The following is a 21,351-nucleotide window of genomic DNA, read 5'->3' on the forward strand; positions in this document are numbered from 1 at the left end:
TGCGGGCTGCATAATGCAGGTCATGGACTTGGTCTTCCGGGCGCTCGCCGATCCGACCCGTCGCCGGCTGCTCGACAGTCTCCGTGAGGAGAGCGGGCAGACGCTGGGTCGGCTCTGCGGCCGCCTGGAGATGACCCGGCAATCCGTCACCCAGCACCTGACCGTGCTGGAGGAGGCCAATCTGATCAGCACGGTCCGCCGTGGCCGGGAGAAATTGCATTACCTCAATCCGGTCCCGATCCACGAGTTGCAGATGCGCTGGCTGGCCCCGTTCGAGGAGCCCCGCTTGCGGGTTCTCTACCAGGTCAAGCACCGCGCCGAGGAGCCCGAGATGACGCCTGATTTCGTCTACGTGACCTACATCCACGCCACCCCTGAGCGGGTCTGGGAGGCGCTGACCTCAGCAGACCTCACCGGGGAGTTCTGGGGACACAGCAACGTCTCCGACTGGCGGCCGGGTTCGCCGTGGGAGCACCGGCGGACCGATGGGTCCGGGATAGCCGACGGGGGCGGTGTCGTCCTCGAGGCCGACCCACCCACCAGGCTCGTCATGACGTTCGGTGAGGCCGGTTCCGGTGCCGGGCCGGAGGCGTCGACGGTGACTTTCCTGATCGAGCCGCATCAGGAGATCGTCCGGCTCACCGTCACTCAGGTGAAACTGGCGAGCGACGCCGACCGTGAGGCCGTCTCACACGGCTGGCCAGCCGTGATGGCCAATCTCAAGTCGCTGCTGGAGACCGGCCACGTGCTGCCACAGGCGCCGTGGGAGATGCACGCCGAGTCACGCGCGGGCGGGTGACGCCGTGCCTTGCGGGTGGGTGACGCCGGGTGGGCGACGCCGGGTGGGTGGCGGCACGGCCGCCACCCACCGTGCGGTCCGCTGCGTCAGGCGGGTTCGACCGGCAGCCACAGTTCGGTGGTCGCGGTGCTGAAATCGGCGGCCCGGTCCACGATCGAGACGATCGACGGGCCTGGCCGCAGACGCCACGGATTGGAGGGGAACCATTCGGTCGCCGTCGCCGCCCACGTCGTCTGCAGCACCTCGGGGAAGGGCCCCTCGGAGCGGAAGACCGCCCACTTCCCGGCCGGCACCTCGATGGCGTCGAGGTCGTCCGGCACCGGCGTCGGCCCGGTGACGGCGACCCCGTGGAGGTAGGTGAGTTCGCTGCCCTCCGGCGCGTCCGGCTCGATGCCGTCGGTGACCTGCAGCAGGCCGGCCGGCTCGCTGCTGCTGAGTTCCTTCAGCCGCTGGTGGGCCTCCGGTGACAGCGACGCGATGTGCTGCTGGATGTGCGGGTTCACGCCTACGTGGATCAGCGGGACCCGCGCGGCGTGGCCGACGAGCCGGAAAGCGGGGCGGTCGGCGATGCGGGTGTCCATGGGGGTGCTCCCTTCGACGGTCAGGCGAAACCTGAGATGTGGTTGGGTCCGAAGGGGACCTCCGTCACGGCGGACCTCACCGGGGCCGGCACCGTGGACCGCCCGGAAAGCCCGGCCGAAAGCCTCGGTCGAGCCGTATCCGTAACGGACCGCGATGCTGAGCAGATCCTCGTCACCACGGACGACGTCACCAGCCGCCACCGTCATCCTCCGCCGCCGGACGTATTCCGACAGCGGCATACCGGCCAGCGACGAGAACATCCGCCGCAGGTGGTATTCGGTTGTCCCGAGCGACTTCGCCACCACGCCGATGTCCAGGTCCGCGCCGAGCCGCTCCGCAACGCCGGGCCGGCCCGCGCCGCTTCCTTCGGCGTCGCGGCGGACCGCGGCGCTTTCCGCGGCGCCGGGGCGGACCGCGGCGCTTTCCGCGGCGCCGGGGCGGACCGCGGCGCTTTCCACGGCGCCGGGGCGGACCGCGATGGTGAGGTGCTCCTCGACCAGGTCGACGAGCCGATTGAGTGCCGAGATCATGAGGTCTCCCTTCGGCTTCCACTCTCGTCCGCGGGGCCCGGTCCACGCCCGATCGTTCTGGCCCGATCCGATCATGTTTGGCAGGCTCATACGATGGAACTCCTCGATGATCGGGCGCTGCACGCCTCATCGGTCGTCGCCAACAACGCGATGAACCGGGAACGACAGCTGCTCGGGGTCAACAGCTACGCCAAGGCGCTCGGGTTCGACCCGTTGACCAGGGCCGGGGCGTCATGGCTCGACCTCTGCTGCGGCAGCGGGCGGGCGCTGATCCAGGCCGCCGGGCTGACACAGGGCGTGACCCTGACCGGGGTGGATCTGGTCGAGGCGTTCCTGCCCGCGGCACCCGGCGTGACACTGGTCGCGGCACCGATCGAGACGTGGGCACCGGAGCGGGCGTTCGACCTGATCACGTGCGTGCACGGGCTGCACTACGTGGGGGACAAACTGGGCGTCCTCGCGAGGGTCCTGACCTGGCTGTCGCCTGCCGGGACGTTTGTAGCCGACCTCGACCTCGCATCGATCCACCCCGGTGGGCGGCAGCTGACCGCACATCTGCGTGCGGCCGGCGTCGACTACGACGGTCGCCGTAAACGGATCACCTGCACCGGTCCTCGTGATCTCGATCTGCCCTACCGCTACCGGGGCGCCGACGACCGGGCCGGGCCCAACTACACCGGTCAGCCGGCCGTGAACTCCTACTACGAAAAAACCATTTGACCGTACCGATAATCTGATCCTCCGTGCTCGCGATGGGTTTCGAGGGGGGCTTTCGCCCACCTCGTCTCACCGGAGCCGACGTTGAAATTCCTGCTCGTCACCGTCTTCCTCGACATGCTCGGGCTCGGCCTGATCGTGCCGATCCTCCCCGCGCTGATGACCGTCGTCACCGATGATCCGGCGACAGCGGTCCTCTGGTCGGGGGTGCTCGGATCCACCTACGGCGTGCTGCAGTTCGTGGTGTCGCCGCTGCTCGGCCGGCTCTCCGACCGATGTGGTCGCCGCCCGGTCCTGCTCGCGTCACTGGTGTGTCTGGGCGTCGACTGGTTCGCCCACGCGGCGGTGTCCGGGCCGTGGCCGCTGCTGTTCTTCCATGCTCTCGCCGGGGCGTGCGCGGGAACGAATACCGTGGTCAACGCCTACGTCGCGGACGTCACCGAACCGGCTGACCGGGCTCACGCCTACGGCCTGATCGGCGCCGCCTTCGGCCTCGGTTTCGTTGCCGGGCCGACGCTCGGTGGACTGCTCGGCGCGGTCGACGTACGCCTGCCGTTCGTCGCCGCCGGTGTGCTCTGCTTCGCGAACGCCGCCTACGGCTGGTTCATCCTCCCGGAGTCCCGCCCCGGCGACGGCGCGACCCCGCTCACGCTGCGCGGCGCCAATCCGGTCACCGCGATCGCCGTGGTCCTGCGCCGTCCCGTGCTGGGCCGTCTCACCTGGGCCCGCCTGTGCGCCGATATCGCCCGCATGATCCACCAGGCGGTGTGGACGTTCTTCCTGACCGTCCAGTTCGCGTGGAGTACCGCCCACATCGGCATCGTCATGGCAGCCGGGGCGCTGGCCGGCGCCGTCTTCCAGGCCCGGGCGGCCGGCGCCATCGTCCGCGTCCTCGGTGACCGGCGGGCCGCGATCACCGGAAGTCTCATCGGCGCGGTGTCCCTCGCCGGCACCGGATTCGCGACCGAACCGTGGATGCTCTACACCTGTCAGGCGGTGGGCGTGGCCGGTTCGTTCGGCGGCGCGGCCGCCCAGTCCTGGATCTCCCGCGGCATCGGCGCCGACGAACAGGGCACCGTCCAGGGTGCGCTGACCGGCGTCAGCGCGATCGCCGAGGCATGCGTGCCGGTCGCGGCGGGCGCCGTCTTCGCGTCCCTCATCGCGTACGGCCACCCGTCCCTGATCTTCACCGGAGCCGCAGTGTTCGCGGCCGCCGCGACCCTCCTGCTAGCCACCACGAGGGAATCCGCCAAGACGACGTAGGCGGGCCCGCACCACCCGCCGTTGCCGAATGCAGCGTGGGTCAGCGCTCACGATCAGGGTTCGTGTGCGGTGGTAGTCGTGATAGCGAGGATGAACGATCGCGATCCGATGATCGTGATCGTTCATCCTCGCGATGGCGATGGTGAGGTCACACGTTGGCGTTGTGTGTGCTCTCGTCGTCGTGCCCGAGTGGTCGTGCCCGAGTCGTCGCCGTCGCCCGGCGGGGACCGTCAGCCGAGGTGGCGTAGCAACGGGTGCCAGGTGGCCATGCCCGGCGGCGGGGGCGGGGGCGGCGGGACGTCACCGGCGGCGCAGCGCAACAACGCGAGCGTCATCCGGGAGCGGCGGATCACGTCGGGCGTGCGGTCGCGCCAGGCCGCGGGGAGGGATGCCGCCTCGGTGGGGGACATCGGCAAGGCGGCCAGGCAGGTCCGGCTGACGTCGCCGACCGGGACGGTTCCCGGGCGGTCGAGGACGAACCGGGACCAGCGCCACGCCCACTCGTCCGGCGGCCACCGCGCGGCCGCCCGTTGCAGCAGCCACAGGCCGTAGGCGGTCCAGATCGGACGCCGGTCGGGCTCGTCGCGGTGCAGGTTGTCGAGGGTGGCGATCACGTGCGGCCAGTCGGCGGGCGGGATGCCCGGCCAATCGTCCGGCGGGCCGGCGGCGACCGCCCGGACCCGGCGGCGCAGGTGGGCGGGCGCGGGCCCGGAGCGGGTGAGGGGCGGCGCGGCCGGGATGCTGATCTTCAGGAGGCGGCCGGTGGCGGCGTCGACGCAGGCCTCGCTGTCGGAGGCGACCACCCGGATGTACTCCGAACCGGGTACCGCCAGATCGCCGGGCACCAGGTCGAATCCGTCGAGTTCGCGGACCAGCCTTTTCCATTTCGGTGGTTTGCGCATCCGGTGCGCCTGCACCGTCACGAATTGGCACTGCCACGGCTGATCCGGCGTCCAGCGCGTGAAATGGGCCTCGTACAGGCCGAAGTCGCGGACCATTCCGTGGTCGCCGAGAACGGTCTGGAAGAACGCCGACGGCGCCGGATCATGATTGGGGGAGAAGCCGTCGACACGGCCGGTGGCCAGCGCCTCCAGGCAGAGCTCGACGGCCTCGGCACGCCGGGTCACCGCGGGAGACCGTCGATGACGGCCGCGGTCTCGACCATGTTGACGCCGATGGCGGCGAGGTCCGCGACCCGCTCACCACTCGTCCGGGAAACGGCGTCGACCACCAGCACGGTACGGAAATCGCGCTCACTGGCCCCGAAGAGGGTGGCACGCGGACAGTTGGGAAGGTTGCAGCCCGCCACCACGACCGTGTCCACACCGCGCTCCCGCAGCCACGAGTCCAGATCGGTCCGGTAGAACGCACCCCACCGTGGCTTGAACAGCACGATCTCGTCGTCCCCGATCGGCTGCGGCCGCCCCGACAGCAGCAGCGCGTGATCGAGCGCGACCGGCTCCGCCAGCCCCGCGATGATCTCCGACCCGGGTGTGCCCGGAACGACCGGTGGTGGATCGAGGGCCCGCCGTGGCAGGTCGATGTCGGCACTGCCGGGCGGATAGAGCCGGACGATGTGCACGACCGGCCGCCCCGCACTCCGGAACGCCGCCGCCAGAGCCGTGACCTGCGGAATCACCTCGACGGTGCCGCTGATCCCGGTGAAGTCGGCCTGCATGTCGATGACGATGAGGGCCGAGGATCCCCAATGCGGTGCCAGGTGCTCGCTCACCTGTTTGAATCTATCCAATGCGACGAGCTCTGGTCATCGGCGGGACCGGCCTGATCGGCGGCGCCATCACCCGTCACCTGATCGCGGCGGGGTGGCGGGTCACCGCCACCGGTCGGCGCGAACGCCCGGTCCCGTCCGGTGCCACCCTTCTCCTGGCAGACCACGACACCCTGCCCACCGGCGCGTACGACCTGGTCGTCGACGCCGCGTGCTACACCGCCGAGCATGCCCGCCGGGTCCTGCCGCTGATGCGCGACGCCGGTTCCGCGGTGATGATCTCCAGCCGGGCCGTCTACGTCGACGCCGACGGCAACCATGTGAACTCGGCCGTCCCGCCCCACTTCGACGGCCCGGTCACCGAGGAGCAGCCCACCCTGCCGCCCGGCGACATGGACCACGACTCGGCCGAGGGCTACGGCCCGAACAAGGTCGCGGCCGAGCGGGTGCTCCTGGACAGCGGCGCCCCGGTGACCGTGCTGCGCCCGTCCAAGGTGCACGGCGCCGGCTCGAACCCGCCCCGCACCTGGTGGTTCCTCCGGCGCGCCCTGGATCGCAGACCGTTCGTGCTGCTCGCCGGCGGGGGCCGGGGCGTCGACCAGACGTCGGCGGCGGTCAACATCGCCACCCTGGTCGAGTGCGTCGCGGACCGGCCGGGCGCGCGGATCCTGAACGCCGCCGACCCGGACGCCCCGGACGGCCTGACCATCTCCCGGGTGCTCGCCGGCCTGGCCGGGCACACGTGGGAGGAGATCGCGGTGCCCGGCGACGGCGAGCTCGGCCGGCATCCGTGGCACCGGGTCGAGCCGTTCGTGCTGGACACGACCGCGGCGGAGAGGCTCGGGCACCGGCCGGCCGGTGACTTCGCGGCGACCGTCACCGACGAGGCCGGGTGGGTGCTGCGGAGCCGGCCGGGTGACCCCGGCGGCTGGTTCGACTATCCGGCCGAGGACGCCTGGGTCCGGACGGCCTCTAGATTGGACATGTGACCGGGTTCGGGGGACGGCTGCGCTCGTTGCGGCGCGGGGCCGGGTTGACGATGGAGCAACTGGCCGAGGCGTCGGGCGTCAGTGTCCGCGCGATCAGCGACATGGAGCGTGGGCACAGCCGAGCGCCTCAGCCCCGTACCCTCGCTGCTCTCGCTGTTGCTCTTGAAGTCTCCGACGAGGAGCACGACCTGCTCGCCGGGTCGGCGCGGGCGCAGCGGATGGAGACCGGCCGGCCGCGGCTGTGCGAGCCGCCGCGCGACGTCGGTGACTTCGTGGGCCGGGTCGCCGAGATCGACCGGATCGGCAGGTTCCCGGCGCAGGTGATCCTGGTGCACGGGCAGCCCGGCGTCGGCAAGACGGCGCTCGCGGTGCACGTCGCGGCCCGCCGTGCGAGCCGGTTCGAGCGGCGGCTGCACCTGGACCTGCGTGGCGTCGACGCGGAGCCGCTCGAACCCGGCGAGGCGGCCCGCCAGCTGCTGCGCGCCCTCGACGTCAGCCCCCGCCGGATCGCCGGCGACACGGACGAGCGGTGCAGCCAGATCCGTGCCGTGCTCGGCGAGCGCCACTGCCTGGTGATCCTCGACAACGCCGCGGACGAGGCCCAGGTGCGCCCGCTGCTGCCCGGCCCGGGCGGCGGCACCGTGCTGATCACCAGCCGCCGGATGCTCGGCGGACTGGAGGGCGTGCTGCGGATCGGGCTGGACCCGCTCGCCCCGGACGAGTCGGCCGCCCTGCTCCGCTCGATCGCCGGGCAGGCCGGTGATCCCAGCGCCGCCGGGCAGGTCGGCGAGGTCGCCCGGCTGTGCGGGCATCTGCCGCTGGCGCTGCGGATCGCCGGCACCCGCCTGGCCACCCGGACGACGTGGACGGTCGGCAACCTGCTCGACCGGCTCGCCGTCGCCGACCGGCGGCTCGCGGTGCTCAGCACCGGCGACACCGGGGTGGCGGCCGCGTTCGCCCTGTCGCACGCCCAGCTCTCCGGTGAGGGCCGGGCACTGTTCCGGCGGCTCACCCACGTGCCCGGCCCCGACTTCGCCGCACCGATCGTGTCGGTCCTGACCGGCGCCGACCCGCACGACGCCGAGGACCGCCTCGACGAGCTGGTCGAGCTGGGCCTGCTCCAGTCGGTGGGCGCGGACCGCTACCGTTTCCACGACCTGATCCGCCTGTTCGCCGAGGAGCGCCTGCGGGTCGAGGAGCCGGCCGGGGCCCGTGCCGCGACCCGGCAGCGGGTGGCCCGGTGGCTGCGGGACGACGCGGCACGCTGACGTTCTGCCGGTCGTTCCGCATGGTCTGCCGGCGGGCGCGACGGTTGGCTGACCGGTATGAGTTCCGTTTCCCGCCGAACCGTTCTGGCCGGCACCGCGGCGGCCGCCGTGGCCGTCGCCGCGACCGGTTCACCCGCCGCCGCCGGCGGCCACAAGGTCAAACCCACGATCGTACTCGTGCACGGCGCGTTCGCCGACGCCGCCGGCTGGTCCGGTGTCCTCAAGCGACTGATCCGCGCCGGCTACCCGGTCCTCGCCCCGGCGAACCCGCTGCGCGGCGTCGCCTCCGACGCCGCCTACCTGACCAGTGTCCTGAAGACCATCGACGGCCCGATAGTGCTGGTCGGTCACTCGTACGGCGGTGTCGTCATCACCAACGCGGCCACCGGCCTCGCGAACGTGAAGTCGCTGGTGTACGTGGCGGCGTTCGCCCCGGACGCCGGCGACGACGTCTACCACCTGCAGAACCGGTTCCCCGGCACCGAGCTGACCCTCGACGCCCTCGACTTCCGCGAGCACCCGGGTGGCGTGGACGGCTACGTCAAACGGGAGTTCTTCCAGCGGGTGTTCGCCGGCGACCTGAGCCCCGCCGACGCCGACCTGCTGTGGGCCACCCAGCGGCCCGGCGACGCGAGCACCCTGCAGACGCCGTCCGGTGAGCCGGCGTGGCGGACGATCCCGTCGTACTACCTGGTCGCTCGGGACGATCGGCTCATCCCGGCGGCCGTGCAGCGGTTCATGGCCGAGCGGGCCGGAGCCCGTACCGTCGAGATCCGCTCCTCGCACGTCGCCATGATCTCCCACCCCAAGGCAGTCGCCGACCTGATCGAGAGGGCCGCCCGATGAGTTTCGTGACCACCGCCGACGGTACGCAGATCTACTACAAGGACTGGGGCGCCGGCCGTCCGGTCGTCCTCAGCCACGGCTGGCCGCTCAACTCCGACAGCTGGGAGGCGCAGCAGCTGTTCCTGGCCGGCAACGGCTACCGGGTGATCGCCCACGACCGCCGCGGGCACGGCCGGTCCAGCCAGACCTGGCACGGCAACGAGATGGACACGTACGCCGACGACCTCGCCGCCCTGCTGGAGTCCCTCGACCTGCGCGAGGTGACCCTGATCGGCTTCTCCACCGGCGGCGGCGAGATCACCCGCTACCTGGGGCGGCACGGGAGCGCCCGGGTCGCGCAGGCGGTCCTCGTCTCGGCCGTTCCGCCGCTGATGGTGCGGCGCGACGACAATCCCGGTGGCGTGCCGATCGAGGTGTTCGACGGGATCCGCGCCGGGTCGGCCGCCGACCGGTCACAGCTGTACCGCGACCTCGCCGACGGCCCGTTCTTCGGCAACAACCGGCCCGGCGCCGACATCTCCGAGGGCATCCGGCGGGCGTTCTGGCTCCAGTCGATGGCCGCCGGGCACCGCAACGCCTACGAGAGCATCGCCGCGTTCTCGGCCACCGACTTCCGCGGCGACCTCGCGACGTTCGACGTGCCGACGCTGGTCATCCACGGTGACGACGACCAGGTGGTGCCGTTCGAGGTCGGCGGCAAGGCCTCGGCCGAACTCGTCAAGGGCGCGCGGCTGATCGTCTACCCGGGCGCGCCGCACGGCATCACCGACACGCACAAGCAGCGGCTCAGCGACGATCTGCTGGCGTTCCTTCGGGAGTACGACGCCTGACGGTGTCGTCATCGGCGGCGGCCGGATGCCGTGGCATCCGGCTGACGTCCGGCTCCGGACGGAACGCCTCGGCCAGCTTGTCCCCGTGGATCTTCAAGGGTGCTTCCGGTGTGTGCGTCTCTCCCATACCTCCCATGGTCGACCCGGCGGGCCGGTCACGGGACGTGTTTGCGCGAGCCCGCATGCTTCCACGTCGCCCACCAAATCGGCCCCGGTCAGCCGCCGGTGATCGGCTTCGTCAGGAAGACACAGGTCAGTGCGGCCTGGGCCGGCTTCCCGGTGACCATTTCGCGGATCTCCGGGTCCGAGTTCTTCGGCATCTTGCAGGACTTGCGGGCCTCGGCGATCACCCGCAGCGCCTCACCGATCTCGGTCTCGCGCTGCGGGCACCGGTAGTCGACGTCCAGGTGCACGTCGGCGAGGGTGCCGTCGTCGGTGTTGACGGCGACCCAGCCGGCGAACTCCTCACGGTCCCAGCGGCAGACCTGCTCGGCGACCTCTTCGATCTCGGTGAAACCCGTGTCGGACAGCGGGTGCCCGATCTGCTCCTCCAGGGCACGGCGGTAGCCGGCGGCGTCGTAGAGGGCCTCGGCCACCGGCTCGTTCAGCACCGTCCCGGCGGTGGTCGCGGAGAAGCCGGCCGGCGTCGGCGTCGGGGCGGCGGGCCGGTCGAGGACACCGGCCCGCACCGCGCCCGCGCCGGCGGCGCCGATCAGCGCGATCAGAGCGACGGCCATGCGGGTACGGCGGGTCGTCCGGCGTCGGTGCAGTGCGCGGCGGGTGTGTACGCCCCGGTACCGCTCCTCCATCCGATGATCCCCTTCGCCTCCGCCGGTCAGCCGTTCCACCGGTCCATTCGGCCGGCCGGGCCCGCGGCCAAGGAGTTCGGGGCAGATCACACGGTCAGTCGCCCTTGACGTTGACGATCTGCCGCAGGGTGTGCCGGATCTCCACCAGGTCCTCGGCGTCCCTCATGACGACGTCGATCGGCTTGTAGGCCTGCGGGATCTCGTCCAGGAACGCGTCGGTGTCCCGGAACTCGATGCCTTTCATCGCGATCCGCAACTGCTCACGGGTGAACGTCTTCCGGGCCTGGGTGCGCGAGTAGGCACGGCCGGCCCCGTGCGGCGACGAGTTCAGGGCCGCCGCGTCACCCTTGCCGGTCACCACGTACGACGCGTCGCCCATCGAACCCGGGATCAGGCCGGGCACACCTTTGGCCGCGTTGATCGCGCCCTTGCGGGACAGCCACACCGTCTCGCCGTAGTGGGTCTCCTGCTCGGTGTAGTTGTGGTGGCACTGGACACGCTCGCGCTGCTCGACCGGGCCGCCGGCGAACGCGGCGAAACAGGCGATCACCCGGTCCATCATCTCGTCCCGGTTGGCCAGGGCGAAGTTCTGCGCCCACCGCAGCTCCCGCAGGTAGGCGCCGAACTGCTCGGTGCCCTCCTCCAGGTACGCCAGGTCACGGTCGGGCAGCGAGATCCCGCGCTCGGCGATCAGGGCCTGCGCGACCCGGATGTGGTGGCTCGCGATCTTGTTGCCGACGCCCCGGGAACCGGAGTGCAGGAAGAGCCAGACCGCGCCCCTCTCGTCGTGGCACACCTCGATGAAGTGGTTTCCGCTGCCCAGGGAGCCGAGCTGGAGCGTCCAGTTGCGGGCGTACCCGGCCGGGTCGAAGCCGGCGGCCTCGGCCTCCGCGGTCAGCCGCTCCACCCGCTGCCGGGCCGAGCCGGTCAGTGCGGTGTTGTAGGAGCCGGCCGACAGCGGCACCGCCTCCTCGATCGCGGTCCGCAGCCGGCTCAGGTCGCCGCGCAGGTCGTCGCGGTGGTACTGGGTCCGGACGGCCGCCATCCCGCACCCGATGTCCACGCCGACCGCGGCCGGGATGATCGCGCCGAGCGTCGGGATCACCGAGCCGACCGTGGCGCCCTTGCCCAGGTGCGCGTCGGGCATGAGTGCGATGTGCGGATGGATGAACGGCAACCGCGACGCCTTCTCCGCCTGCCGCAGCGTCTCGTCCTCGAGGATGCTGGCCCAGCTGAGGAGCCGCTCGTTGATCTGCCGCATGATGTGTCCCCCGTGTGAATGTCCTACCGCAGGTCGCGGGCGTGCTGGATGCCGTGGTCGGTCTCGGTGACCGGCACGAACCCGGTGCGGCGCAGGACTGCCAGCGACGCCGCGTTCGTGCGGTCGGCGCCGGCGGTGAGCTGCCGCAGCCCGTAGTCGTCGCGGGCCAGGACGATCACCCGCTGCACGCCCAGGGTGGCGAGCCCGCGCCCGGCCGACCGCTCGGCGACCCGGAAACCGAGCTCGGCGCTGCCGTCCTCGACGTCGACGAGGTTGAACCGGCCCAGGACGGCGCCGTCGTCGGTCAGCACGTGGAAGTGGCAGCTGCCCGCCTCCTGCTCGGCCAGCAGGGCCGCGTGCCGGTCCTCGAACCGCTCGAAATACGCGTCGCCGCGGTCCAGCACCGTGCGGGCGAAGAACTCCCGGTTCGTCACCTCGAACTCCAGGAGTGCCGCCGCATGATCATCCCGGAGCCGCTGCAGTTCGAGCACGCGCCAATCGTAGGCATCCGCCGGTCAGGGCAGCGTGGCCAGGGCGGCTCCCGAACGGCCGGTGCGATCACCCAGACGGGTCTCGGCGTGGCGGTACGCGGCCGCGGTCACTGCCGCGATCACGGCCAGGGTGATCCACAGCGCGGCCGGTTCCACCGACAGCAGCGTGCCGACCAGCGCGGGCGCCAGCGCGCTGGAGACGCCCCAGGCCAGCTGGTAGACGGCGGTGTAGCGGCCGGTCAGGTGGGGCGGTGCCAGGGCCAGGGCGATCGTGTCGGCGGTCGGCTCGTAGAAGGCCTGTGCCGCGGCCAGGACGACGACAGCGGTCAGTGTCGCGGCGACCGGGTTCAGCGGGACGGGGAGCAGGAGCAGGCAGCCGGTCGCCCAGAGGAGGGTGGCCAGCGCCAGCACGCGCAGCCGGCCGGTGCCCCGGGTGAGATGCGGGGTCCGGGTCATCGCCGCCGCGACCAGGCCGGTGAGCAGGCCGGTGGCGAGTCCGGGCAGCCAGACCGGGGCCCGCACCGAGTCGATCAGGTAGACCGGCAGGGCGATGACCGGTGCCGAGACCAGCAGCGTGCACGAGATGTTGAGCGCGGTCACGTGCAGCAGGGCCCGGTCGCGCAGCACGGTCCGGTAGGAGGACGGGGCGTCCACGGACGGGGACACGGCGTGCACGGCCGGGTGACGGGTGCCGGCCGTGGCGACGGCGGTCAGGATGCCGGCCAGCGCGTAGGAGGCGGTGTCCACGGCGAGCATCAGGGTCAGGCCGTGATCACGGTCGGCGGCGAGCACCGCCGAGGCGGCGAAACCACCGAGCATCACGCCGGCCAGGCGGGCACTGCGCAGGTAGCCGAGCCAGCGTTCGGCCCGGTCGGCGGCGACGGAACCGACCAGCGGGGCGAACCCGGACCAGAACATCCGGACGGCGGCCACACCCAGCACCGACGCCAGAGTGAACGACCAGATGTCCCGGGCGGTCAGCAGGAGCAGCCCGCCGGCCACCGCGACGCTGTTGGCCAGGACGATCACGCGGGCCGCGCCGAGACGGTCGACGAGGGCTCCGGCGAGTGGGCCGGCGGCCAGGGCGATGACACTTGCGATGCCGATGGCCGCCCCCGCGGCGGCCAGCGGCAGACCGGCCACCTCGTGGCCGTAGAGCAGGCCGAACGGTCCGAACAGACCGCTGCCCAGAGCGTCGACGATCATGGCGGTGGCGAGGAGCCGCAGGCGCGGCGAGCGGGCATTCATAGGCGAAAGGCTATATAGGACGGTGACCGGCGGCTCCAGCCCGCAGCTCGCGCTGCGGCCTGGAGCCGGGATCACGTCGCGTCGTAGGCCCGGGACGGTGTGGATTGTGCGGGCGGCGTACGGCGTACCCTATGAACTCGTCCTCGACCATTGCTGGTTGGTGCCGGAACCGCAGGTGTATTGCTGGATGTCGGCGCCGTCCGCGGTGTTGGCCGAGACCACGTCGAGGCATTTCCCGGAGTGCCGGGCCTTGATCTGGAAATAGCTTCCGGTCGCGGCCCACTGCCATTGCTGGTTCGTGCCGTTCCCGCAGGTGTACTGGATGATGTTCGCGCCGTCGGCGGTCGACGAGGAGGCCACGTCGAGGCATTTCCCGCTGTGCTGGGCGACGATCTGGAAATAGCCGCCGCCGGCGTCGCGGAATTCGAATTTCTGGTTGCCGCCACCGTTCCAGGTGTACTGCTTGATCTCGGCGCTGTTGGCCTGGGAAGCGCTGACCACGTCCATCACTTTGCCGCTGTTGCGATTGGTGACCCGGTAGTAGGTGGCCGCGTTGCCGGTGACCGTGCCCGCCGCCGCGTCGATCGTGATCGTCGGGTACCAGGACAGCGACATCGACGTCGAGCTGGGGAAACTGATCGGCAGCCAGACGTACCGCGAGTCGTTGACCGGCCCGGACCACGCGCCCGCCCAGCGGTCGCCCATGTAGAGGTAGCTGGTGCCGGACGTGCCGGTGATCGGCAGGACGTAGGCGGGCTGCGAACCGTAACTGGTCGAGTCGCCCACGTTGGTCCAGCCGGACCAGGGGCCGCTGATGCTGGTCGCGGTGGCGTATTTGGACTGGTTCGGGTTCCAGCCGGAGGTGCCCGAGGTGAGCAGGAAGTAGACGCCGTTGCGTTTGAACATCGCCGGCGCCTCCCGGGTGGCGTTGTCCCAGAAGTTGCCGACGACCGTGGAGACCTGCAGGTAGTCGGCCGTGAGCCGGTAGATCATCAGGTCCCGGTTCTCGTCGGCGGCCGAGATCATGTACGCGGTGCCCCCGTCGTCGTAGAGCGTGATGTCCCGCGACATGTAGGTGCCGAACGGCCGGAAACTGCCGTGGTAGGTGTAGGTGCCGTCGATCGTCGCCGACGACGCCACCGCCGCCCGCGCCTCGCCGTAATCCGACCCGTTCTCCTTGTGCATCCACATCACATAGCGCCCGGTCGACGCGTTGTAGATGACCTTCGGCCGTTCGATCTTGGAACTGCCCAGTTCGGAGGCCGACGACGAGGTGAGCACGTCGTTGCGGAACTCCCAGTTGCGCAGGTCGGTCGAGCGGTAGACGGAGACGGCCCGGAACGTGTCGTCGGCGTTGCGATTCTCGCCGAACCAGTACCAGTAGGAGCCGACCTTGAGCACGCCGCCACCGTGGGCGTGCACCCCGGCCCCGGACGTGTCGGTGAACTGCACCCCGTTGGTGATCGTGACCGGTGCGGCCTGCGCCGGCGCCGGCAGCGCCACGATCAGCAGGAAGGCCGCGACGGCGGCGAGAAGTCTCATCCAGAGCCCCGATCGATGCGTAAGAATATGCGTAACGTCTTCGTAAACGGTCGGAAACGGTGATGCCATGGTGCGATCCCGATCGGTCGCAAACGCAACCAATCGAACAGCGCTGTTCCAGGTGCAGCGACACGAGCGGTTGCTCATCGAGCTGCGGCGCTGCGGAGCGGTCCGGGTCAGCGACCTGGCCCGCGACCTGGGCGTGAGCGAATTGACCATCCGCCGCGACATCACCGCCCTGGCCGCCCGCAACCTGTGCCACCGCGTGCACGGCGGCGCGACCCTGCCGTCCCGGCCGTCGCCCTCGCCGGACAAACCGGCCCGCAAGACCGCGTTCACGATCGGCATGGTCGTCCCGTCACTGGACTTCTACTGGCCGCCGATCGTCGCCGGCGCCCGGGCTGCCGGCGCGGCCCTCGGCGTCAACGTGCAGTTGCGTGGTTCCAGCTACGACCCGGAGGAGGACCGGCGGCAGATCGGCCGGCTCGTCGACGCCGGCCAGGTCCAGGGCCTGCTGCTGGCGCCCAGCCTCGACGGCGAGGACGCGGGCCGGATGCTCGACTGGATCAGCCGGCTGCCGGTCCCGACGATCCTCGTCGAACGCCAGCCCCGCCGGTGGACCAGCGCGCCCCGGCAGATCGAATGGGTGCGCACCGACCACGCCCTCGGCCTGGAGATCGCCGTCCACCACCTGCACGAACAGGGGCATCGGCGGATCGGCCTGCAACTCTCCGGCGGCAGCCCCACCTCGATGTACCTGCTGGAGGGCTGGCAGCGGGCCTGCGCCGACCTGGGCATCCCCGGCGACGCCGTCAACACCGGCTGGAAGCGACTCACCGCGCTGATCGTGCACAGCGACCCGCAGGCCATCGTGATCGCCCGTAACGCCGCCGACCAGGGCATCCGGGTTCCCGACGACCTGGCGATCGTCTCCTACGACGACGAGGTGGCCCACCTGGCCGACCCGCCGCTGACCGCGATCCGCCCCCCGAAGAACCACGTCGGCCGCCTGGCCGTCGAACTGATGGTGTCCCGCCTCCTCGACGGCGACAAACGACCCGTCCAGGGGGTACTGGTCGCACCGGACCTGGTGGTCCGCCAGTCCTCGCTGGCCCGCAGGATCAGGGTGTGACCGACAACGTGAGACTCGCCGTCGTCGTCATGTTCCCGGCCTCGGCGACGAGTGCACCCACATCGCGTTCGGGGACGCCGACCGGTAGCCATCGGTCGGTGAGCGTCCCCGAATCTCGGACCGGGTCGCCTTGTCGCCCCGATAGCGGCGGTCAGTGCCCCCGAAACGCCGATTGGGTGCGCCCAATGCCCCATCGGCGGCTCCCGGCACCGCCGGCTGAACCAGAGTGACCGTGCCGCCAACGGCCGATCCCGACCGGCTGACCGTCACCGCTGCCCCGAGCGAGCGGGGACAGCACTGAGAGCCGGGTGAGGTCGGGGTTCGGGCGGACCCCAGTGCCGCGTGTGCCCGGATGAACTCGGCGAACGCCTCGTGTCAGGCGGCGCCTGACATTGAGGCAGTGGGGTCAGGAGTTCGGGGCGGCGGCTGAGTCTCGGATGCGCAGGGCGGGGCTTATCACGATGCGGTGTGTCGGGCGCCCCGGGTCGGCGAGACGGTCGGCGGCCAGGCGGACCGCGGCCCGGCCGATCGAGCCCCGGGGTGGGCGGACCGCCGTCAGGGCCGGGCTGAACAACCCCGCCACCTCGTCGTCGTAGGCGATCACCGACAGGTCGCCGGGGACCGACATGTGGCGCTCCTCGCAGCGCTGGACCAAGGCGATCGCCTCGGCGTCGGCGTGGACCAGCAGTGCCGTGGTGCCGGTCGACAGAGCCCGGTCGAGGGCCTTGTCGAGGGCCGCCTTGCTGTCCGGCGTGCGGGCGTCGGGGACCAGGGCGTCGACCGTGTCGTTCGCGTCGAGGCCCAGTTCGGTGACGGCCTCGTGCCAGCCGCGGTGGATGTGCGGGCTGGTCGGGCTGAGGGCGGCGAGGACGACGCCGACCTTGCGGTGACCGAGTCCGGTCAGGTGACGGACGGCCATGCCGGCGCCCTGCGCGTGGTCGGAGACGACCGACTCGAGGTGGGCGTGGTGCGGGCCGGCGGTGGCGGTGCGTTCCAGCAGGACGACCGGCATGCCGAGCCCGGCGAGCCATTCGATGGTCTGCTGGGCGGTCGGCGCGTCCATCCGCGGGGCCACGATCAGCGCGTCGACGCCCTGGTCGACGAGCCGGTCGAGCTGGGGCCGGTCGTCCTCGGTCTGATACGACGAGCCGCGCAGCACGATCCGCAGGTCGAGGTCGCGGGCGGCCTCCTCGGCGCCGCGGGCCACATGCGGGTAGTAGTAGTCGAGCGACGGCACGAGCATGCCGATGCTGCCGCTGAACAGGTCGTCGCTGTCCCGCTGGTCGTCGCCGCTGGGCAGGGCGACGCCGCCGTGGACCCGGCGGACCAGACCCTCGGAGGCGAGCTGGGCGATGTCGCGGCGGATCGTCACCGTGGAGGCGCCGAGGGCGTCGGTGAGGTCGGAGACCCGCAGCACGCCGTCGCGCTGCAACTGTTCCAGCAGCCGCGCCCGGCGGGCCACCTGCAACGGCCCCCGCTTGTCTGTGTTGCTCACCGTCTCTCCTTCACGGTCAGTTCGAGGGTACCGACGGGACCCAGTGTGGTGACGTCGATGTCCAGGCGGGTCAGCCGTTCGCCCCACACGTCGGTGAGCATCGGATCGTCGAGCGACCGGGCGGTGACCGTGCACGGCAGGTCGCCCCAGGTCACGCTGACGCCGTCGATGTCGGCGCCGCCGCCGGTGAGGGTGACCCCACCGGCCGCGATCAGGTGGATCACGGTCCGCCCGGAGCCGGGCAGCAGCTCCCACGAGTCACGGACGGTGATCGTGCCGGTGTCGCGGTCGAGCCGGGCCGTCCGGGTCCACCGGCGGACGTCGTCGCGGGGGTAGGCGGCGGCCAGGTCGAGGGTCATCGTGGCGGCGCCGACGTCGACGGCCACGTCACGGGCCGCGAACGACCGGCCGGCGGCCTGCTCCGAGCCACGGATCGACGGCGTGTTGTGCCAGGTGGATCGCATGGTCCAGATCTCGTACCGCCGGGGTCCGAAGGTCTGCGCGGTGTAGGTGGGCCGCCCCGGGTCGACCAGCACGGGCACCCCGTCGCGGGCGACGATGAAGCTGCCGACGTCGTTGTGGTTGTGGTTCTCCCCGTTGTGCCCACCCTTGACGGCCAGGGTGAGACCGGCGGCGCTGCCCGCGGCGGGCCGGGCCAGCAGCACCTGCGTCGACGGGAACCACACGTCGCGGGGCAGCGGTGACGTGCCGGGGACGGCGGCGATCCAGTCCTGGTCGACGACCGCCTGCAGCAGGTAGCCGAGCCCGTGGCTCTCGTGCGCGACGGCTTCGCCAGGCCGCCGGTGGGTGGCGGCGTGGGCAAGAGCGTCACGGGCGCCGGCCGCGCGGGCCAGCCGGTACAGGACGTGCCACGGCTGGTGCGCCGACGGACGCGCGGGCCCGTCGGCGTGGTTGAGATACCAGGGTCCGCCGAGGTGGACGCGATGCGGGAAGTCGATCAGCGCGGGGTCGAGGTCCTGGCCAAGCCGTTCCAGGGTCTCCAGGTAGGGCAGGGCGCCGTGCCACCAGTAGTGATAGCCCTCGTCGATGGCGCCGTCGGCGGGCACGGCGGCGGCGTAGAGGCCTATCCCTTCGGCTACGAGGTCGGTCAGCCGGCCGGGGAAACCAAGCAACGTTGCCGCGATCAGGACGTTGCTGTGGATCCAGGGGTTCCAGTTGTGGACGTGACCGTCGAGACCCAGCCAGTGCCAGTCGCGCCGCTCGATGAACGGCTGGAGCACGCGCACGGAGACCTCGTGCCGGATGCGGGCACGCAACCCCGGATAGCGCTCGTCGAGCTGCGCGCCGAGCACGTGGTCGGTCCACGCCAGATCGGCGGCGACCTCGCCCGCGCCCAGGTCGACGCAGGGGTCGGTGACGGTCGGCAGCACCGAGCCGTGCCGGGTGAACGTGTCGTCGTGGGCCGGCCAGCACCAGGTGCTCTGCTCACAGAAGAGGGTCACCCCGTCGGCGACCTCGTCGAGCCACACCGGGTCGAGGGTCGCGGCGGCCAGCACGACGGCCCGGGCCAGCCGCTGATGCCGGCCCCAGATCGCCTGCTCGTAGGTGTCGCGGTCACCGTCACGGAAGTAGCGCGCGAAGTCGCGGGCCAGGGGAGTGGGCCACGGCGTGCCGAGAGTGGCGCGGGCCCGCTCGGTCAGCTCCCGGAGTGTCGGCTCGTCCGCCGAACTCCACACCGGGCGGTCGGTCGCCGGCGGCACGAACATGGTCACCTCCCCGTGATCGATCGCGATCGTATCAGATCACTTTGGCCCCTCCTTGGCGATCGAGTCACGCGCGGAGAGCCGATCGGCTAGCTGTAAGTAGTCCTAAACGGCCAGGTCACGACGTAATGCGATCACTTCTGTCGTGCTTTGAGCGAAGAACTCATTGACATGCTCGATTGTGAGCGTTTAACGTCCCGGAAACCGATCACAGGCCCCGCCCGATCGATTCCGGAGCGTGATGTGCCCCCGCCGAACCGCGCCCTCGACACCCGTGCCGACTGGACCGGGTTCGCCGACCGACTCCTCGCCGCCGCGTCCCGGCACGCCTCGCCGTCGCACGCGCTGATCACGCTGCCCGGCGCCGAGGGCGGCTACGGGCGTGCGGTCGACGGCCTCGAGGGCTTCGCCCGCACGTTCCTGCTGGCCGGCTTCCGCCTGACCGGCGAGCGCGGCCGGGGCCTGGACCATCTGGTGGAGCGATACGCCTCCGGCCTTGCGGCGGGCACCGATCCGTCAAACCCCGATCGATGGGTACGGCTGACCGAACACGCCCAGGCCAAGGTGGAGGCGGCCTCGATCGCCCTGATCCTCGACATGACCCGCGAGTGGATCTGGGACCGTCTGGACTCGTCCGTCCAGGAGCGGATCGTCGACTACCTGGCCCCGGCCGTCGGCGACGACACCTATCCGCGGATCAACTGGGTGTGGTTCCGCCTGGTCGTGCAGACGTTCCTGCGCTCGGTCGGCGGCCCCTTCTCCGAGGCCGAGATGCGGGCCGACCTGGCCACCCACGACACGTTCCGGCGGGCCGACGGCTGGCTGTCGGACGGCTCGTCGCGTGCCTACGACCATTACACCGGCTGGGCCCTGCACCTCTACCCGGTCCTGTGGTCACGAATGACCGGCGCTCCCGGACTCCGCCCGATCGACCGTGACCTGCTCGACCGCTACCTCACCGACGCGCTCGCCCTGACCGGTGCGGACGGCTCGCCCCTGATGCAGGGCCGCAGCCTGGTCTACCGGTTCGCCGCGGCCGCCCCGTTCTGGGCCGGGATCCTCGCCGGTGTCCCGTCCCATGGTCCCGGCCAGCTGCGGCACGCCGCCGGTGCCGTGGCCGGTCACTTCGCGGCGGAGGCCGAGAAGCACGGCGACCTCCTCACTCTCGGCTGGCACGGGCCGTGGCCGCGGCTCGCCCAGTCCTACTCCGGTCCCGGCTCGCCCTACTGGGCCAGCAAGGGACTGCTCGGCGTGGCCCTCCCGGAGGATCATCCGGTGTGGGCGGCGCCGGCCGAGCCGCTGCCGGTGGAGACCGGCGACGTGCTCCGGGCCGTCCGCGCCCCGGGCTGGCTGATCGCCGGTACCCGCGCCGACGGCATCGTCCGCGTCATCAACCACGGCACCGACCACGGCGACGAGGGCGTTCCCGGCGGGGACTCGCCGCTCTACGCCCGGCTCGGCTACTCGACGGCGACCGCACCGGTCCTCGACGAGAGCGGCTGGACCGACCCCGAGGACCAGTCGGCCGTCCTGCTCGACGGGGCCGGGCGGCACTCGCACCGCACGGGAATGCGCACTCTGGCCGTACGCGTCGAGGGGTCTCTGGGGTTTGGTGGGTCTGTCGCCGACGCGCATTGGCTGGAATCGGACCCGCCGGGCCGCAACCACGGTGAAGGCCGCACCGGAAAGCTCCGCCCGGCCGGGCGGATCACCACGATCTCGCTGGTCCGCGGTCCCTGGGAGGTCCGGCTCGTCCGGGTCGCGCGGGCCGTGCCGGACGCTGTCCGGCTGCGGATCGGCGGCTGGCCCGCCACCGGCGGGCTCGTCTCGCGCGTCACCCCGGTGATCGGCACCGGCGTCGCGGGCGTGACCGAACACGACGACGCGTCACCACTCGGCGGCCCGGTCCGGGTGCCGTGGATCGAATTCCCGGTGCCGGAGAGCTGGATCGCCGTGCTCGTCGAGCTGTCCACCTATCCGGCGGAGACGACGTGCCGCGCCGAGATCCACCAGGGGCACGTCCGGGTCGTCTGGCCCGACGCCGTTCTCACCCACACCCGTATCGACAATCTCGTTTCTGACATAGAGGAGTAGAG

General features: G+C 71.5%; 18 protein-coding genes and 1 pseudogene. 9 read left to right on the forward strand and 10 right to left on the reverse strand.

Annotated features, from left to right (window positions below; genetic code table 11):
* The first annotated feature begins 22 nt into the window (after positions 1–22).
* Positions 23–799 carry an ArsR/SmtB family transcription factor gene (locus ACFO0C_RS48860; RefSeq protein WP_378073823.1) on the forward strand — a complete coding sequence of 259 codons (777 nt, stop codon included), beginning with the start codon at positions 23–25 and terminating at the stop codon, positions 797–799.
* Between the two features lie 86 nt (positions 800–885).
* Here ACFO0C_RS48860 and ACFO0C_RS48865 read toward each other — a convergent pair whose 3' ends face one another.
* Positions 886–1,911, reverse strand: a complete 1,026-nt coding sequence (locus tag ACFO0C_RS48865; RefSeq protein ID WP_378073825.1) for an AraC family transcriptional regulator — start codon at positions 1,909–1,911, stop codon at positions 886–888.
* Between the two features lie 93 nt (positions 1,912–2,004).
* Between ACFO0C_RS48865 and ACFO0C_RS48870 the strand changes: the two genes are divergently transcribed.
* Both ACFO0C_RS48870 and ACFO0C_RS48875 read left to right on the forward strand, forming a co-directional pair.
* Positions 2,005–2,631 carry a class I SAM-dependent methyltransferase gene (locus tag ACFO0C_RS48870; RefSeq protein WP_378073827.1) on the forward strand — a complete coding sequence of 209 codons (627 nt, stop codon included), beginning with the start codon at positions 2,005–2,007 and terminating at the stop codon, positions 2,629–2,631.
* 81 nt (positions 2,632–2,712) lie between these two features.
* A complete protein-coding gene (locus tag ACFO0C_RS48875; RefSeq protein WP_378073828.1) occupies positions 2,713–3,891 on the forward strand; it encodes an MFS transporter in 1,179 nt (392 codons plus the stop codon).
* 230 nt (positions 3,892–4,121) lie between these two features.
* On the opposite strand, the gene ACFO0C_RS48880 is transcribed toward ACFO0C_RS48875, so the two are convergent.
* Together ACFO0C_RS48880 and ACFO0C_RS48885 are read right to left on the reverse strand one after the other, a co-directional pair.
* A complete protein-coding gene (locus tag ACFO0C_RS48880) occupies positions 4,122–5,018 on the reverse strand; it encodes a hypothetical protein (protein ID WP_378073829.1) in 897 nt (298 codons plus the stop codon).
* Positions 5,015–5,623 carry a cysteine hydrolase family protein gene (locus ACFO0C_RS48885; RefSeq protein ID WP_378073830.1) on the reverse strand — a complete coding sequence of 203 codons (609 nt, stop codon included), beginning with the start codon at positions 5,621–5,623 and terminating at the stop codon, positions 5,015–5,017. Before ACFO0C_RS48885 ends, ACFO0C_RS48880 begins: the two co-directional genes overlap by 4 nt.
* 17 nt (positions 5,624–5,640) lie before the next feature.
* On the opposite strand from ACFO0C_RS48885, the gene ACFO0C_RS48890 reads away from it, so the two are divergent.
* The 4 genes and pseudogenes from ACFO0C_RS48890 (at position 5,641) to ACFO0C_RS48905 (ending at position 9,553) form a co-directional block, all read left to right on the forward strand.
* A complete protein-coding gene (locus tag ACFO0C_RS48890) occupies positions 5,641–6,609 on the forward strand; it encodes an NAD-dependent epimerase/dehydratase family protein (RefSeq protein ID WP_378073832.1) in 969 nt (322 codons plus the stop codon).
* Positions 6,606–7,877 (forward strand): helix-turn-helix domain-containing protein, encoded by a 1,272-nt coding sequence (locus tag ACFO0C_RS48895; protein ID WP_378073833.1) that lies wholly within the window; start codon positions 6,606–6,608, stop codon positions 7,875–7,877. The genes ACFO0C_RS48890 and ACFO0C_RS48895 overlap by 4 nt, the downstream gene beginning before the upstream one ends.
* A gap of 57 nt (positions 7,878–7,934) precedes the next feature.
* Positions 7,935–8,639, forward strand: a pseudogene (locus ACFO0C_RS48900) (alpha/beta hydrolase); the annotation flags it as partial.
* A complete protein-coding gene (locus ACFO0C_RS48905) occupies positions 8,543–9,553 on the forward strand; it encodes an alpha/beta fold hydrolase (protein WP_378073835.1) in 1,011 nt (336 codons plus the stop codon). The pseudogene ACFO0C_RS48900 and the gene ACFO0C_RS48905, both read left to right, overlap by 97 nt.
* Before the next feature lie 215 nt (positions 9,554–9,768).
* Here ACFO0C_RS48905 and ACFO0C_RS48910 read toward each other — a convergent pair whose 3' ends face one another.
* The 5 genes from ACFO0C_RS48910 to ACFO0C_RS48930 form a co-directional block, all read right to left on the reverse strand.
* Positions 9,769–10,362 carry a hypothetical protein gene (locus ACFO0C_RS48910; RefSeq protein WP_378073836.1) on the reverse strand — a complete coding sequence of 198 codons (594 nt, stop codon included), beginning with the start codon at positions 10,360–10,362 and terminating at the stop codon, positions 9,769–9,771.
* Positions 10,363–10,456: 94 nt separating this feature from the next.
* Positions 10,457–11,623 carry an RtcB family protein gene (locus ACFO0C_RS48915; protein WP_378073837.1) on the reverse strand — a complete coding sequence of 389 codons (1,167 nt, stop codon included), beginning with the start codon at positions 11,621–11,623 and terminating at the stop codon, positions 10,457–10,459.
* A 23-nt stretch (positions 11,624–11,646) separates the two neighbouring features.
* Entirely contained in the window at positions 11,647–12,114 is a 468-nt protein-coding gene (locus ACFO0C_RS48920; protein WP_378073839.1) for a GNAT family N-acetyltransferase, read from the reverse strand.
* A 24-nt stretch (positions 12,115–12,138) separates the two neighbouring features.
* Positions 12,139–13,362, reverse strand: a complete 1,224-nt coding sequence (locus ACFO0C_RS48925) for an MFS transporter (protein ID WP_378073840.1) — start codon at positions 13,360–13,362, stop codon at positions 12,139–12,141.
* A 129-nt stretch (positions 13,363–13,491) separates the two neighbouring features.
* Positions 13,492–14,904, reverse strand: coding sequence for an RICIN domain-containing protein (locus tag ACFO0C_RS48930; RefSeq protein WP_378073841.1), 1,413 nt, complete (start codon positions 14,902–14,904; stop codon positions 13,492–13,494).
* Between the two features lie 121 nt (positions 14,905–15,025).
* Here ACFO0C_RS48930 and ACFO0C_RS48935 point away from each other — a divergent pair, with 121 nt between their 5' ends.
* Positions 15,026–16,036 carry a substrate-binding domain-containing protein gene (locus ACFO0C_RS48935; protein ID WP_378073842.1) on the forward strand — a complete coding sequence of 337 codons (1,011 nt, stop codon included), beginning with the start codon at positions 15,026–15,028 and terminating at the stop codon, positions 16,034–16,036.
* A gap of 406 nt (positions 16,037–16,442) precedes the next feature.
* Here the strand turns inward: ACFO0C_RS48935 and ACFO0C_RS48940 are convergent, their stop codons facing one another.
* Positions 16,443–17,531: a substrate-binding domain-containing protein gene (locus ACFO0C_RS48940; protein ID WP_378073844.1), complete on the reverse strand. Its 1,089-nt coding sequence runs from the start codon at positions 17,529–17,531 to the stop codon at positions 16,443–16,445.
* Positions 17,528–19,258 (reverse strand): heparinase II/III domain-containing protein, encoded by a 1,731-nt coding sequence (locus ACFO0C_RS48945; protein ID WP_378073845.1) that lies wholly within the window; start codon positions 19,256–19,258, stop codon positions 17,528–17,530. The genes ACFO0C_RS48940 and ACFO0C_RS48945 overlap by 4 nt, the downstream gene beginning before the upstream one ends.
* Positions 19,259–19,498: 240 nt before the next feature.
* On the opposite strand from ACFO0C_RS48945, the gene ACFO0C_RS48950 reads away from it, so the two are divergent.
* Complete coding sequence (locus ACFO0C_RS48950) at positions 19,499–21,349, forward strand: DUF2264 domain-containing protein (RefSeq protein ID WP_378073847.1); 1,851 nt, start codon at positions 19,499–19,501, stop codon at positions 21,347–21,349.
* The last annotated feature ends 2 nt before the right edge of the window (positions 21,350–21,351 follow it).

It is taken from the genome of Actinoplanes subglobosus (genome assembly GCF_042650585.1).
GTDB lineage: Bacteria > Actinomycetota > Actinomycetes > Mycobacteriales > Micromonosporaceae > Actinoplanes > Actinoplanes subglobosus.

Coding starts and splice junctions, on each gene's coding strand:
- ACFO0C_RS48860 (WP_378073823.1), top strand. CDS start 23: ATGGACTTGGTCTTCCGGGCGCTCGCCGATCCGACCCGTCGCCGGCTG.
- ACFO0C_RS48865 (WP_378073825.1), bottom strand. CDS start 1,911: ATGATCTCGGCACTCAATCGGCTCGTCGACCTGGTCGAGGAGCACCTC.
- ACFO0C_RS48870 (WP_378073827.1), top strand. CDS start 2,005: ATGGAACTCCTCGATGATCGGGCGCTGCACGCCTCATCGGTCGTCGCC.
- ACFO0C_RS48890 (WP_378073832.1), top strand. CDS start 5,641: ATGCGACGAGCTCTGGTCATCGGCGGGACCGGCCTGATCGGCGGCGCC.
- ACFO0C_RS48910 (WP_378073836.1), bottom strand. CDS start 10,362: ATGGAGGAGCGGTACCGGGGCGTACACACCCGCCGCGCACTGCACCGA.
- ACFO0C_RS48915 (WP_378073837.1), bottom strand. CDS start 11,623: ATGCGGCAGATCAACGAGCGGCTCCTCAGCTGGGCCAGCATCCTCGAG.
- ACFO0C_RS48925 (WP_378073840.1), bottom strand. CDS start 13,362: ATGAATGCCCGCTCGCCGCGCCTGCGGCTCCTCGCCACCGCCATGATC.
- ACFO0C_RS48930 (WP_378073841.1), bottom strand. CDS start 14,904: ATGAGACTTCTCGCCGCCGTCGCGGCCTTCCTGCTGATCGTGGCGCTG.
- ACFO0C_RS48945 (WP_378073845.1), bottom strand. CDS start 19,258: ATGTTCGTGCCGCCGGCGACCGACCGCCCGGTGTGGAGTTCGGCGGAC.